This window comes from Actinophytocola sp. (genome assembly GCF_050699935.1).
Classification (GTDB): domain Bacteria; phylum Actinomycetota; class Actinomycetes; order Mycobacteriales; family Pseudonocardiaceae; genus Actinophytocola.
Genome location: NZ_JBOHGB010000007.1, coordinates 88,259 through 101,889 on the forward strand (window position 1 = coordinate 88,259; position 13,631 = coordinate 101,889).

The 13,631-nt window shown below is 70.0% G+C and carries 11 protein-coding genes and 1 pseudogene; 4 read left to right on the forward strand and 8 right to left on the reverse strand.

Annotated features, from left to right (window positions below):
* Nucleotides 1-12: 12 nt before the first annotated feature.
* Nucleotides 13-1,227, reverse strand: coding sequence for a helix-turn-helix domain-containing protein (locus tag ACRDTB_RS04965; RefSeq protein WP_431428736.1), 1,215 nt, complete (start codon nt 1,225-1,227; stop codon nt 13-15).
* A 520-nt stretch (nt 1,228-1,747) separates the two neighbouring features.
* Between ACRDTB_RS04965 and ACRDTB_RS04970 the strand changes: the two genes are divergently transcribed.
* On the forward strand, nt 1,748-2,647 hold the full coding sequence (locus tag ACRDTB_RS04970; protein WP_431428737.1) for a hypothetical protein: 900 nt from the start codon (nt 1,748-1,750) through the stop codon (nt 2,645-2,647).
* A gap of 51 nt (nt 2,648-2,698) precedes the next feature.
* Here ACRDTB_RS04970 and ACRDTB_RS04975 read toward each other — a convergent pair whose 3' ends face one another.
* From ACRDTB_RS04975 to ACRDTB_RS04990, 4 genes are all read right to left on the reverse strand, one after another.
* Nucleotides 2,699-5,575 (reverse strand): helicase HerA domain-containing protein, encoded by a 2,877-nt coding sequence (locus ACRDTB_RS04975; RefSeq protein ID WP_431428738.1) that lies wholly within the window; start codon nt 5,573-5,575, stop codon nt 2,699-2,701.
* 197 nt (nt 5,576-5,772) lie between these two features.
* On the reverse strand, nt 5,773-6,402 hold the full coding sequence (locus ACRDTB_RS04980) for a hypothetical protein (RefSeq protein ID WP_431428739.1): 630 nt from the start codon (nt 6,400-6,402) through the stop codon (nt 5,773-5,775).
* Nucleotides 6,403-6,413: 11 nt separating this feature from the next.
* Nucleotides 6,414-8,036 (reverse strand): CATRA system-associated protein, encoded by a 1,623-nt coding sequence (locus ACRDTB_RS04985; RefSeq protein ID WP_431428740.1) that lies wholly within the window; start codon nt 8,034-8,036, stop codon nt 6,414-6,416.
* Nucleotides 8,033-8,629 (reverse strand): toll/interleukin-1 receptor domain-containing protein, encoded by a 597-nt coding sequence (locus ACRDTB_RS04990; RefSeq protein WP_431428741.1) that lies wholly within the window; start codon nt 8,627-8,629, stop codon nt 8,033-8,035. Before ACRDTB_RS04990 ends, ACRDTB_RS04985 begins: the two co-directional genes overlap by 4 nt.
* 196 nt (nt 8,630-8,825) lie before the next feature.
* Here ACRDTB_RS04990 and ACRDTB_RS04995 point away from each other — a divergent pair.
* A pseudogene (locus ACRDTB_RS04995) lies at nt 8,826-9,230 on the forward strand (NAD(P)-binding domain-containing protein); the annotation flags it as partial.
* Nucleotides 9,231-9,381: 151 nt separating this feature from the next.
* On the forward strand, nt 9,382-9,600 hold the full coding sequence (locus ACRDTB_RS05000; protein WP_431428771.1) for a hypothetical protein: 219 nt from the start codon (nt 9,382-9,384) through the stop codon (nt 9,598-9,600).
* Nucleotides 9,601-9,621: 21 nt separating this feature from the next.
* Here the strand turns inward: ACRDTB_RS05000 and ACRDTB_RS05005 are convergent, their stop codons facing one another.
* Entirely contained in the window at nt 9,622-10,116 is a 495-nt protein-coding gene (locus tag ACRDTB_RS05005) for a DUF664 domain-containing protein (RefSeq protein ID WP_431428742.1), read from the reverse strand.
* Nucleotides 10,117-10,204: 88 nt separating this feature from the next.
* On the opposite strand from ACRDTB_RS05005, the gene ACRDTB_RS05010 reads away from it, so the two are divergent.
* A complete protein-coding gene (locus ACRDTB_RS05010; RefSeq protein ID WP_431428743.1) occupies nt 10,205-10,411 on the forward strand; it encodes a hypothetical protein in 207 nt (68 codons plus the stop codon).
* A 4-nt stretch (nt 10,412-10,415) separates the two neighbouring features.
* On the opposite strand, the gene ACRDTB_RS05015 is transcribed toward ACRDTB_RS05010, so the two are convergent.
* Both ACRDTB_RS05015 and ACRDTB_RS05020 read right to left on the reverse strand, forming a co-directional pair.
* A complete protein-coding gene (locus tag ACRDTB_RS05015) occupies nt 10,416-12,140 on the reverse strand; it encodes a GAF domain-containing protein (RefSeq protein ID WP_431428744.1) in 1,725 nt (574 codons plus the stop codon).
* A 72-nt stretch (nt 12,141-12,212) separates the two neighbouring features.
* Nucleotides 12,213-13,604 carry a dihydrolipoyl dehydrogenase family protein gene (locus ACRDTB_RS05020; RefSeq protein ID WP_431428745.1) on the reverse strand — a complete coding sequence of 464 codons (1,392 nt, stop codon included), beginning with the start codon at nt 13,602-13,604 and terminating at the stop codon, nt 12,213-12,215.
* Nucleotides 13,605-13,631: the final 27 nt, after the last annotated feature.

The window sequence follows — 13,631 nt, forward strand, 5'->3', positions numbered from 1 at the left end:
GCGGCGGTCGCGTCAGTACCGGTGCAGCACCCGGCTCAGCTCGGGAAGTATCTCCCGGACCGCGTGGTGGCCACGCCACCGGCTGAGGCTTCTCGCCAGTTCCCGCAGGTCCGCTCGTACGGTCGCGGAGTCGACGTGCGCCGCGTCGTCGATCGTCTCGGCCAGTGTCACGCAGCTCTTGTCGATCTCGCCGGCAAGTGCGTAGGCCAGGGACCGGCGGGCGCCGAATCGCGCCCGGGTGCGGCGGGCGGTCGCCGGCAGTCGAGCCACCTCCCGGTCCAGGAGGGTCGCCGCCTCGCCGACTCTGCCAAGATCGACCAGTGCCCACCCGCGGGCGAGCGCCAGCGGTTCCGGCGCCGTCGAGCCGAGCACTGAGTAGGGTCGTATGTCCACAGTAGACGATTGCAGGAGGTTCGCAGCCCGGTCCAGCGCGCGCTCGCAGGCATCCCGGTCGCCGGCGAGTGCGTGCCCCTGTGCCTCCCGCCGAGCGGCTAGGCCGAGGAGGCGCGAGCCGGCGGCCCGCCCCTCCCGCTGGGCCTGCCGGGCGAGGTCGATCGTGCTGATCGGATCCTGCCGGTACAGTGCGATCCCGGCCTCCCGAACGAGCGCGTATCTCGCGATCTCGCGGTCCCCACCGGCTCGCGCCAGCTCCGCGGCATACCGCGTCCACCACAGTGCGCCCGGCTCATTGCCGGCCTCCTGGCTCTGCCACCCGGTGTACTCGGCTGTTCGACCGGCGAGCACCAGCAGCCGGGACCGCACGGGCTCCGGATTCTCCCGTGCCAGCGCGTGAACCGTGCGCACCTGGGCAACGAGCGGTTCGAGAACCACCGCGGGACTGGTCTGCATGCCGAGACGGCGCAGCTGCTCGAACGACGTCCGCAGCCCGACCACCACCTGCTCGTCCGGTACCGGTCGCGGCCCGCCGGCGAGCGCGATGCCGAGCAGCGTGCCCGCACCGGCCAGCAACTGGCGGCGATCCAGGCCGTCGAGCTCGACCGCGGAATCCGTCCGCTCGCGCGCGGTACGTGCCGCGCCGATCAGCGCGCCGCCGGCGTCCAACACGCCGTCGCACAGCCTGGCCACGGTCGCGTTCGGAGGCTTGACGTCATTCTCGATCTTGCTGAGGTAGCTCTTGCTGTAGTTGACGCGCCTGGCGAGCTCGCCCATCGAGATGCCGGCGGCGAGGCGGCATTCTCGGAGCAGTGCGCCAAATGATTCGGCCATTCACGCCTCCATTCAGGCCGGCATCGAGTACACCATTTCCACGGCGCCAAGCGCAATTGCCGGGTCGCCCGTGGCCGCGGACGACCCGGCGTACGTTTATCGGGTCATCAACCATGCCACGGGTGGCCGTCGGTTGTGGCCGACGTCGTCGTGGTGGTCGGGGGCGTCGACCCGGAGCCACCGTCGTCGGTCGCGGCGGGACCGATTCCTGGCAGCGTGACGACAATACACAGCGCGACCATCGGAAAGCCGATTTTGGTCAGCAGACTGGACAAAGACATGACAAATCCTCCATAAGAATAGTGATATCGCCTGGGGCGCTCGGCAGAATTTCCGCACCCATCACCGAGGATTCGCGACAGCCGCTTTGTCAACAAGGAGTTGACCGTTGTCCGCTCACAACGGTCAACGGTGCGCGCGTCCACGCCCTGTCCACGTCCGGTCCACACGCCACCCGAATGCTTCGCCGGTCACGCGAGAGGCCGGCCGTGCGGGCCGGCATGCACAGGAAGGTGTCGCTGTGAGAGAAGTCGCCAGCTATGACGTCACGGTGTCGTTCGCCGATGAGCAGCGGTCTGCTGTCGAAGCGGTGGTGGAGGCGTGCCGGCAACGCGGGCTGACCGTGCTGCACGGGTCCGAGCAGACCCATGAGTGGTGGGCCCACAAGGGCGAGGGCGACCTGCCGGACGTCCTCGTCCGGTTCTTCGTCCCATTCGTGTCCACGGTGGACGAGTTCACCGCTGCGATGCTGCGGGCGGTCAGGGCCGGCGACCGGCATGTGCTGCCGGTGCTGGTCTGGGACGTGGCGGTGCCGCCGGACCTGCTGCACCCGCACGTGACCTATCTCCGCGGCGCCGAGCACGAGCCGAACCAGCTCGCCGAGGCTCTCGCCAGCCGGGTCGAGCGGGCTGAGGCCGCCGGCTGGGACCGGGCCGGGCTCGCCACGGTGGTGACCCGGGCCAGGGAGAACGAGCCGGCCGGCGAGCACGTGCCAGCCACCTTCAGCCGCTACGTGGAGCAGGACGCGGCCATGCGTTACCTGGGCGAGCAGTTCGCCGCGGCCGTGCCGAGGTTGCGCCGGCGCGGGTTCGTCGGCACCGCGCACCGCGGCGGCTCACGGATCGCGCTGCGGATCGAGCGGGCGGGCGACACCGTGTACGCACTGGACATCCAGCGCGGCGGCATCGGGGGGGACGAGACGGTGAACTTCGTGGTCGGTCGCCACGACGCCGGAAGCGCCTGCACCAACGGCTGGGCGCGCCCGGTGTACGACGCCGAAGCGGGTGTGGCCAAGCTGGAGCTGCACGACCGGTCGGTGTTCGGCCACGGCGCCGGCGAGCCGCGTACCTACACGCGGGAGGAGCTGTTCACCGCGCTCTGGCAACGGATCAACACGGTGCTCACGGCGACCGCCGGCTGACTCCACGCAAGGACGCGCTCCTCAGCCCAGGGTGAGGAGCGCGTCCTTGCGTCAGCGGCCGGCGTGGCGGCCGCTGAGGGCCCGGTCGAGCACCTCCTCCAACCGCAGCGGGCCGGGCGGGTGGTGGCTCAGGCATAGCGGCGCCCGCATGCGGCGGAAACCGATGGCCTCCCCGGTGACGTAGAACTGCCCGCATTCCAGCCGGGAGATGTTCTCGACCGTGCTGCCCTTGGCCCGTGCAATCTCGTTCGCTGCGGCGATCTGCGCCGGGCTGTTCAGCCGGCCGAAGAACTGCGTCGTCGCGTTGCCCGTGACCTGGTTGTGCAGGCCCTTCGGCGCCTGCGTGGCGAGCAGCAGACCGAGCCCGTACTTGCGCGCCTGCGAAGCGAGCAGGATGGTGCTCTGCGTGCTTGCCGTCCAGGCACCGGATGGCGCGATCGTCTGGGCCTCGTCCATCACGAACAGCCCGCCGAGCGCCCGGTCCACCTCCGGGTTGCGCTTGATCCAGGCGAACACTTCCAGCTGGAGCTGGCTGACGAAACCTTGTCGCTGCTCGTCGGAGGGCAACCCGATCAAGCTGATCACCGAGATCCGTGCCCGCTTGCCCGGCAACGGAGTGAGCAACGCGGCGGGGTCGGCCGGCTTATCCGCACTGCCGAGCAGCGGATCGTTGACCATCGCGGCCCGCAACGTCTCGGCCAGGTCGGCGGCCATCGTGGTGGCGGTGCTGAGCTTGCTCACCCCGTCCGGCAGTTCGGCGAGCATGTCTACGAAGTCGGACAGGCTGCGCGCCTCCATGCGCGCGTAGTGCGTCAACGCCTCGCGCAGCACGGCCCGGCCGCGGACGGCGGCCTTCGCACCGCCACCGACCCTGGCGTGCGGCACCAGCCCGGCCACAGCCGCCTCGACCGCGGCAGCGAACTCGTCCGCGTCTTCGCGCACCGCAGCGAAGTCCGGCAACGGATGGAAACTGAGCGGGCGCCCGCCGGCGCGACCCGGGGTCCACACCACGACCTCGGTGTTGGCGAGGTACTCGGCGGCCCGGCGAGCGTCGCCCGACCGCCACTCCGCCGGCGGGCTCGGCCACGCGTCCCCCAGTCGCGCGAGATCGTTGTTCGGATCCAGCACGATGGCCGAGACGCCGCGCAATGCGCACTCCTCGACGATGCGACGCAACAGCACGGTCTTGCCGGTACCGGACCCGGCGAAGATCACCGCGTGCTTGCGCAGGGACGCCAGCTCGATGCGGATCTCGTCGTCCATCCCGAGCACGATCTCCCCCGCCGTCGGCGGCGGCCGTGTCTCCTGGTGGTCGCTTCTGGACTGCTTGGGACCGGGGAGGATCTCCCGCAGCAGGGCCGTCCGGCTCGCCGGCTTGCGCGCCACCAGCCAGTTCAGCAGTTCGTAGCTCTGCTTGGTGAGCATCTCCTTGAGCGCGTGGAACGTCCGGACGTCATCCTCGGTGATCTCGAGCCGCGGGCTGCCGACTCGGGCCAACTCGCTGACCTCGGCTCTGGTCTTGGCACCCGTCCAGCCCTTTGGTCCGTAGTGGATCAACACCAGATGCCGGTTGCGTACGCCGTTCCGAATCCCGGCGGCCGCCCTGGCCTCCCGCAGCTTCCGCAGTACCGCGTTGCCGTGCCGGGGGGCGATCGCGCGGAACATCCAGCGCTCCGCGAGGTCCCGTTCCTCGTCCAGGGTTCGGCGCACCCCGGCGTGTAGCCGGCCACCGCCGTCCGGCGGGTCGGTTTCCCATGACCTGTCGTCGTTGCCGACTTCGTTGATCCATGACCGCAACGCGGCCTGCAGCAGATCCGGCATGACCGTGTCCTCGGTGTGCTGGTTCAGCGCGGCGTCCACGTCGGCACGCTTGCGCAGTTCCGCGAACTGCCGGTCGAACTCCGCCAGGTAGTTCGGGTCCGGTACGACCTGTGGCGGTGCCTCGATCACCTCTTCGTCGAACGAGGCCAGCTCGCGAATCTCCCCGTACAGGCATGTCTCCGCATGCTCCTGGATTCGTCGCAACAACTGTCGCGGCGTATAGGTGCGCCAGTGCTCACCAAACGCGCTCGGCGCGGCCGGCCAGGTGAGATGCGGTGGCGTGAAGCCGATAGGTTCGTAGATCACGCGGAGCCATTTCTCAACCAGCGCCCGACCGAGCTGTGGATCAACGATGGCGCCGAGGATCGGTGTCTCGATGAACCGGTCCGCGACTGTGTCGGCAGCGACCGAGTTCAGCAGCTTCCAGGTATCCGGCAGGCAGGCCACAATGGACAGAGTGCGCCGCGTCGTCTCCCGCAACTGCATCAGGCCGTCGGCGATGAGCGCGAGCTCTCTCGCCCGCTCCGCGTCCATCGCCTGCTCATCGATCGCGTCGATCTTCTTGTCGATCAACGAGTCCAGCTGGTCGATCGCGACGACGCTCGGCCCGGTGAGCGAGAGCACTCGTGAGATGTCCGTGACCAGGGCACGGTGGGGCTTCGGCTGGGGGTGGATGCCCCAGGTTCGCCGATCTCCGCCGTCGGCCTCCCGCAATCCCGCGAGGTAGTCCTTGCCGATGGTGTGCTTGCTGTCCGTGGCGGCGTAGAGCACCAACGCCCGGATCGTGTCGCCACACTCGACCGCGACCTGAGCGTTGACCTGACGTATGGCGCCGACGAACCTGTGCAGGTCATCGATGGTGAGCGGCACATCGCCGAGGATCACCCTGGTGACCGGATCGGGCACGGCGGCCCTGTCGCACAACCGCCGCAGCAATTCGGTCAGTTGGAGCATGCCGTCGTCGCTCTTCCGCAACAGCTCGCTGCGCATGGCTTCCACGACGTCTTCCCAGAACGCGGCGCCGGTGGAGAGGTCGATCAGGAAGAAGTAACCACCTTCGCGCTGCACGGTCTGTCTGACGCCGCCGAGCAGGTGAGTCTTGCCCACTCCCTTCTGCCCCTGCAGGGCGAGCCCGATAGGGCTCGAGCCGTCACTCTGCTTTGCCTCCAGGACGCTCGTCTGAATGCGACGCTCTGCTCTCAGGTGGAGACCGTCTACATGGGAGGGCGGGACGCGCCAGACGTCGTCCGGCCCTTCAGCGGAGTTGAAATGGAGTGCGGCAAGTGCCTGGCGCAACTGTTCTGTCATGATCCCTCGATCGCCAGGAGGTGCTTGTGCTCGCTACCGATCTTGATGGCGGCGGCGTGGTCGGCATCGGTCAGCGCCTTGCGGTTGGAGGACGGGGCGAGGTGGACGAGCCCGGTCCTGGTCATCGCCAGCAGCACCTGGTCCACCTCGTCCTTGTCCGCGCCGTCGAGCCTGGGGCGGAGTTTGGCCAGGCGCACCCAGTCCTGCGGCTTCACCGACAGGTCGTGGTACGCCGCGCGGATCTGCGACTCCAGATCCGGGCCGGCTGGCGACTCCAGATCCGGGCGGAGCACATCGATGAGACGGACCCCGCGCCGCTGGAGGTGGCGGACCAGGCGCCGGAACACCTCGAACACCGCGCGGACCTGAGGGCCCGACCTCGCCGGCGGTTCGGCACTCACCAGCTCCGTCTCGCACCAGGCGACACCCGCCTCGGTGATCTGGTGTATGTACCGCCCGTTCTCTTTCCGGCTCGCGAGCAGGCCTGCCTTGTTCAGCTTGTCGCGACCGGCCGGGGGGAGACTGATCCCGTAGTCATGCCTCAGTTCAGGATTGGGCACCTCTTCGTTCTCCAGCGTCAGCACGATCAGTGCCGCTGTCTCGTGAGTTCCGTATGTCTCCGGCATTCCGCCACTCCTCACTTGGTGAACACATCGACTCGGCGATCGATCCGGTCGAGCAGCGCGCCGATCGGCGCACGCAGGCCGTCCGGCGCGGTGAACCGGTCGCCGTTCGCGCGGACCTCGCTCAGCAGTTCCAGGTCCACCGTCAGGTCCTGGAGCAGCGCCAGGTCGCCGTCGTCCAGCGCCGCGGTCATGTCGCGCACTGTCTGCTCGATGAGTGCCCAACGCCCCCGATGGGCCACCTCGTGCGGCACTGCGCGCAGGGCGAACGCCGCGTCCCGCAGCGCGTTCCGGTCAGAGTCGGTGCGGGTCGGCGGAGCGTCGGTGATGAGGTCGTGCAGCTGCCGCGCCACGTGCCGAGGCCGCGCGCCCACGTCGAACTCGATGTGCCGCAGGTTGCGCAGGAACGCGGGCAACCGCTCGCGGTCGGTGTTGCGGGTCAGCACGCAGAACAGCTGCCGGTCGTCGTCCGCCCCGAGTGTGTGGCGCAGAAACCGCTCCGCCTCGGTGGCCTGCCAGCGGCTCACCTCGCCGTCCACGACGAGGCACAGGTGCCTGGCCGGCTCGCTGGTCTGGTCGAGGAACTCGGGATCGCCGGACAGCGACCGGTGCGCCAGCACACCGAGCGCGCGCAACTCATCGATGAGATCGGTCGCGGTGTCCAGCATCGACCGCGGGCTCGACACCAACAGGTCCAGGACGTACGCACGCCGGTGCGTTCGGGCCGCGGCCACGTAGGCGTCCCTGTTGTCCGCGAGCAGGTCGGTGCGGTCGAACTGCTGCGCGATCACCGCGGCCACCGTCTCCAGCGCGAACGAGACCTGGTCCGCCGACGGTGTGTGTTCCTCCAGCACCGGCAACTGCTCGCCAAAACTCCAGTAGGAGACGTACGGCAGCGTGACGTGCCGCAGCATCAGGTCCTCGGGTACACCTTTTGCCAGCCAGTTTCGGAACAGCGGCTCGGCGATCTCGGCACACCGCTGCCGCCAGGACTCGGCCCGCTCGTATTCCACCCGGTTGTCCAAACGGGACAAGATCGGTAGCACGAGGTGCCGCTGCCGGTCGTAGGGCATCCGGTCCCGGGCGATGTCGGCGCGCCGTGCGATGTCCACAGCGCCCGTGACGCTCTGCTCGTTGGCGGTGAACACGACGACCAGGCGGTCGGGCAGGTGGGCGGTGCAGATGCCGCCGATGTCGGAGATGCCGGTCCGGCTGTCGATCAGTACGAAGTCGTACTTCTCGGTCCATGCCGCCCGGCAGCGCTCCAGGAATTCGGCGAACCCGCGCCGGTACAGGTCCACCCAGTCGATGCCCTGCACTCGGCCCGCATAGGTCTCGTCCTGGCGGCCGGCGGCCAGCAGCGCCACGGTGCCGTCCTCGACCTCGAGCCGGGTCGCATGGGCGTCAGGGACGTCCGCACCGACGAGAAAGTCGTAGGCGAGGTCGATCACCCCACCCTCGGGTGCCTTGGGCAGCATCGGCGCGAAGTAGTGGTGCAGGCCGGGTGCCTCCAGATCCCAGTCGATCGCGAGCACCCGGTAACCCCACCGAGCCAGCAGCACGGCGACATTGGCCAGTGTGAAACTGCGCCCGACCCCGCCCTTGTAGGAGTAGAACGTGACGACGGTGCCGGTCATAGGTCGAACCTCGGAATCGGCGGTGGCGGCAGGAGCACAGGGTCAGGTCGCTCGACGACCGGCCAGTCGGATCGCCACTCGGGAACCTGCGGCAGCAGTTGGACGAGGTCCCTGGCGAGATCGGTGACTCGTCGATGGAAATGGACCCAGTCCCGGCTTTCCTGGAAGACCGGTTCCGGCGTGGCCAGGTCCTTGAAATCCCACCATCCAAGTTCCCGCCCCGCTATGGGAAAGTTGTCCGAATCCGAATAGAGAATGGGATAGATCAGACCTTGCGGGCGGTCCAGATTGGTCAGCCCGAGCAGCTTCTCCCGCGCGCGCATACTGTGCCACTCCGCCATGCACCAGCGCGACTCGAAGTATGGCGGCGTGAGCACGGCTATCATGATCTTGCTGCGGCACAGCGCCTTCTCCAGCTGAGACGGCCAGTGCGTGCCGCGCGACATCGTCTTGTCGAGGAAGACCTTGGGCATGGGCGCGGTCTGGTCAGCGAGACAGTCCTGGAACTTCGGGTAGAAGTGGTTCATCAACCATTTCGGCGCGCTGCCGAATCGGCTGTAACTGATGAACACATCGAACTCGTAGCCGGGCACGCGCTTGATGTTATGCACCACACCCCCGGGAATACCAGGCGGAAAAGTGGCTATAATCTCGCTACTGGACAAAAAGTGAGCAAAAACAGGGCAGTCGAGCTCAGAAATCGGGGTCACCCTGGCGCGTTTGGCGATGGTCGGAGCCCGATCCACTCGCCTTCACCTCGAGTTCGTTCGATGTTGCGGCATGTCGGTCATGGTGCTCAACGACAGTGGCGTGGCGGTCAGCGTGCTCGGCACCGGCGCCGTCGGCAGCCAGGTGGCGAAGGTCTTGCTGGCGCGGGGCTCGCGTGTCGCGGTGTGGAACCGCACCGCGGCGCGTCCGGATGCCCTCCTCCGGGGAAGGGCCATGCGGGCGGCCACGGCGTCCGATGCAGTGGCGAGGAGCTCGCTGGTGATCGCCTCGTTCACCGACTACGGGGGCGTGAGCGCGACGTTGCGGGAGGCGCGGGACGCCCTGCGTGGCCGGACGTTCGTCGCGTTGACCACCGGGTCGCCGGAAGAGGCACGGGCGGACGCCCACCCGGCCGCCGCGGCAGGCTCCGGCGACCTGGACGCCGGACTGCAGACCGCACCCGACGCCATCGGGGCCGACGCCACGACGATCTTCTACAGCGGTCCGCCCCAGACCTTCGAGGAGTACCGGAGCACGCTCGCAGTGCTGTGCCCGGCCCGCTACGCGGGAGCCGACCCCGGCGCCGCCGCCGTGCAGGACCTTCGCCCCGCTGGCAACCGCCCAACTCGGGCACGTCGTGGCGGACGCGGAGAACACCGCGCGGGAGGTCGCGAGCCGCATCTCCCCCCGCGGCCACGCGGATCTGACCGAGCACGAGCCCGTGCTCACGAAACTCATCGCGCTGCAGTCCGGCCAGCGGCTGGGTGCCGGAGAACTCGGCGTGGTCCTCCGGCTGCTACGCGCGCGCATCGCGCAGGGCCGCGGCAGCGACGGCCTCAACTCCGTTCTCGACTGACCGTCCACGGCACGCCCCGGGTCACTCCCCCGCCGGGCCGCCTGCCAGCTCCGTGACGATGTCCAGGTGGCCCAAGTGCCTGGCATACTCCTGCAGCAGGTGGAACAGGATCCGTTCCAGCGAGGCCGGTTCGCCGTGCCACCCCGGGCCCGGAGTGCCCATTGTGGACAGATCCGTCGACGACGCCACCGCGCGGGTGTGCTCGGCCTGGGCCTCCAGGGCGGCGACGAGCTCCGCTAGCGGCTCGGGCGCGTGCCAGCGGCCGGCCTCCTCATCGCCCCACGGGGTCGGGACCGGGCGGCCTTCGAAGCGCCACTCGATCCACCGCAGCTCCACGTACCGCAGGTGCTTCAGCAACTCGACGGGAGTCCAGCCCGACGGCAGGCGGCTGCCGCGGCGCTCATCCGGCGGCAGCGCGCGCACCTTCTCGATCGCCCGCGAACGGAAGAAGTCCAGGTAACCGGCGAGCACCGCGGCTCGGGACGGTGCGGGTGTGTTCGGCTCGGGGAAGTCCATGCCGGCAACACTATGGCGCCCCGGACTCGCGACGTTTGACTTCGGCCGCGCGTGGAAACCGGCACGCACCAAGTGTCGAGGAGGGGCCATGTCCACATCCGACGCGGCGCCGTACCGGCTGGTCGACCGGGCGGTGAACCAGCTGTTCCGGGCCGGCCTCGACCTGCACCGCGCGCTGGCCAGCGCGCAGCACGACCCCCGGAGGCGACAGCGGATCGGTGCGGCGATCGGCCGGATCGACGAGACCATCAACGAGCTGCGTCACGCGATCATGCCTCGCGCCGACCACGGCTGACCCTTCACCCGTCGGCGAGCGGGACTCGCCAGGTCAGGCGGGTGCCGCCGGCAGGCCGGGACGTGACCACGCAGCTGCCACCGCACATCTCGGCCCGGCGCTCGAGGTTGACCAGACCGCTGCGGGCGACGTCGGCCGGCATGCCCACGCCGTCGTCGGTCACGTCGACGATCAGGTCCGCGCCCGCCTCCACGGTGATCGTGATCGCGGTGGGCCGGCCATGCCGCACGGCGTTGCTGACCCCCTCCCGCAACACGGCGAGGGCGTGCTCGCCGACCGTCGGCGGCACCAGCGTCTCGACCGCGCCGGAGATGCGCACCGACGGCGAGACGCCGGTGCCGGCGCTCGTCTCCGCGACGACGTCCAGCATCCGCCGGCGCAGGCCGCCCGCTTCGGTCTCGTGCACGGCATGCAGGTCGAAGATCGACGTCCGGATCTCGCGCACGGTCTCGTCGAGCTGGCCGACGACCTGGCCGACACGGCCGCGCGCGCTCGGGTCGGCGATGCGACGGACGATGCCCTGCAGGCTCATGCCGGCCGCGAAGAGCCGCTGGATCACGTGATCGTGCAGGTCCCCGGCGATCCGGTCCCGGTCGGCGAGCAGGTCGAGCATCCGTTGCTGGCGCTGCTTGTCCGCGAGCTCCAGCGCGAGCGCGGCCTGGTCGGCGAAGGACGCGAGCAGGCGCAGCTGCTCCGGTCCGAACCGGTCGCCGCCCTTGTTGCGCAATGCCAGCAGCAGGCCGCCCGCGGCCGCGGACCCGGGACCGAGCGCCACCGCGTGCGCCGGGCCGAAGTCGCCGAGCATCGCCGCGTCCTCGCCGGCGAGGTAGGTGAAGTCGACGAACGCGGTCGGCGTCCGGTCGGTCAGCACGGCGGCGAACGGAGCCGCGGCGGCGGGCATCGTCCGACCGATCAGCTGCTCGCCGCGCGGTCCGTCGGCGGCGCGGACGACGAGCGTGTCCTCGACCCCGTCGGCGAGCAGGATCAGCGCGCAGTCCGACCGGGACAGCTCGCGGGTGCGCCGGGCGATGAGTGTGAGCGCCTCGGCGCTGGACGCGCCACCCAGCAGCAGGGCGTTGACCTCTCCGGATGCCTGCTGCCAGCGCTCCCGCAGCCGCGCCTCCTCGAACAGCCGGGCGTTCTCGACCGCCACGCCAGCGGCCGCCGCGAGCGCCTCCAGCACGACGACGTCGTCGGCGGTGAACTCGGCCTCGCCCTTCTTCTCGGTGAGGTAGAGGTTGCCGAAGACCTCGCCACGCAGCCGGATCGGAGTGCCGAGGAAGCTGCGCATCGGCGGATGGTTGGACGGAAACCCGACCGAGGACGGATGGGCGGTCAGGTCCGGCAGCCGGATCGGGTACGGGTGCTCGATGAGGTGTCCGAGCAGCCCCTTGCCTTCCGGCAGGTGGCCCATCCGCTCGCGGGTCGCCTGGTCGATGCCGACGTAGACGAACTCCGACAGCCCCTCGTCACCGATCACGCCGAGCGCGCCGTGGCGAGCGTCGACCAGGTCCACCGCGGTCTGCACGATCCGCTGCAGCATGCTCTCGAGCTCGAGTCCGGTGCCGACCGCGACGACCGCCCCGAGCAGGCCCTGCAGGCGGTCCCGGGTGTTGGTGATCTCGGTGAGCCGGTCCTGCAGCTCGCTGAGCAGCTCGTCGAGGCGCAGGCCGGCGAGCGGGGCGCCCACGGGTGACCTCCGGGGTTCCTCCCGTGCGACGTCCGGCATGACCACTCCCGCCCCTGGCCGAACCAGTCTCACTGGTCCGCGGCCGATTGGCATCCCTGCTATCGGGTGCGGTCACGGCGTCGTTACGCCTGCGCCGAGCCGGCCGAGCGCGTCCTCGATGGCCCGGTGGAACGTCGGGTACGCGTAGATCATCTGCCGCAGCAACGTGGTCGGCACCTCCGCGTGCACCGCGACCACGAGCGCGCCGAGCACCTCGCCGCCGTTGGGCCCGGCCGACGTCGCACCGACCAGCACGCCGCGGTCGGCGTCCTCGACGAGCTTGATGAACCCGTCGTTGCCGATCTTGTGGATGAAGCCGCGCGCCGAGGACGGGACCTGGGTGATCGCGGTCCGCACGTTCAGCCCCCGCTCCCGCGCCTTCGCCTCGGACAGGCCCACCGAGCCGATCTCCGGGTCGGTGAACGTCACCCGCGGCACCGCGCGGTAGTCGGCGATCTCCGGGTCGTCCTCGCCAAGGATGTCCGCCGCCGCGATCCGCGCCTGGTACATCGACACGTGCGTGAAGGCACCCCTGCCGGTGATGTCGCCGATCGCCCACAAGCCGTCCGCGGCACGCATCCGCTCGTCCGTCTCCACCCCACGGGCCGACTCGTCGAGGCCCATCGCGCCGACGCCGAGCGCGGCCAGGTCCGTCTTCCGGCCGGCGGCCACGAGCAGGCGGTCCGCGGTGAGCGTCTCGCCGTTGTCGAGCTTGACGGAGAACTGGCTGTCGTAGTGGACACGCGCGGCGGACAACCCCGTGCGCACGGTGATCCCCTCGGCGGCGAAGGCCTCGGCGAGCAGGTCGCCCGCCTCCGGCTCGTCGACCGGGACCAGCCGCTCCGGGCGCTGCACCACGGTCACCGCGGCACCGAACCGGGAGAAGACCTGCGCCAGCTCGCAGCCGACCGGACCGCCACCGAGCACGACCAGCGAGCCGGGCACCTCGTCCACGGCCACCGCGTCCCTGTTGGTCCAGTACGGCGTCTCGGCGAGCCCGTCGATCGGTGGCACGGCCGGGTCCGTGCCGGTGTTCAGCACGACGCCGCGGCCGGCCTGGAACACCCGGTAACCGTCCGATGTGGACACCGTGACCTCGCGGTCCCCGGTGATCTTCGCGCGGCCACGGACGAACGTCCCGCCGGCGCCGGTGAACCGGTCGACCGCGACCGTGTCGTCCCAGTTGTCGGTCGCCTCCTCCCGGATCCGCCTGGCTACGGGCGACCAGTCCCGGTGGACGGTCGCGGAGCCGGCCAGCGTCTCGACGCGCCGGGCCTCGCCGAGCGCGTCGGTGGCCCGGATCATCATCTTCGTCGGCACGCAGGCGTAGTACGGGCACTCGCCTCCGACGAGGCGCGCGTCCACGCCCACCACGGACAGGCCCGCCCTGGCCAGGCGCGCACCGATGTCCTCGCCGCCCGGTCCCATCCCGACGACGACGACATCCACCTCGGTACCCGGCATGTCAACTCCCTGCGGCTCGTTGCGGGG

Excerpts from the sequence above, each read along its gene's own strand:
- ACRDTB_RS05010 (WP_431428743.1), top strand. The coding sequence starts at position 10,205 with ATGTCCACATCCGACGCGGCGCCGTACCGGCTGGTCGACCGGGCGGTG.
- ACRDTB_RS04985 (WP_431428740.1), bottom strand. The coding sequence starts at position 8,036 with ATGACCGGCACCGTCGTCACGTTCTACTCCTACAAGGGCGGGGTCGGG.
- ACRDTB_RS04965 (WP_431428736.1), bottom strand. The coding sequence starts at position 1,227 with ATGGCCGAATCATTTGGCGCACTGCTCCGAGAATGCCGCCTCGCCGCC.
- ACRDTB_RS05020 (WP_431428745.1), bottom strand. The coding sequence starts at position 13,604 with ATGCCGGGTACCGAGGTGGATGTCGTCGTCGTCGGGATGGGACCGGGC.
- ACRDTB_RS04980 (WP_431428739.1), bottom strand. The coding sequence starts at position 6,402 with ATGCCGGAGACATACGGAACTCACGAGACAGCGGCACTGATCGTGCTG.
- ACRDTB_RS05015 (WP_431428744.1), bottom strand. The coding sequence starts at position 12,140 with ATGCCGGACGTCGCACGGGAGGAACCCCGGAGGTCACCCGTGGGCGCC.
- ACRDTB_RS05005 (WP_431428742.1), bottom strand. The coding sequence starts at position 10,116 with ATGGACTTCCCCGAGCCGAACACACCCGCACCGTCCCGAGCCGCGGTG.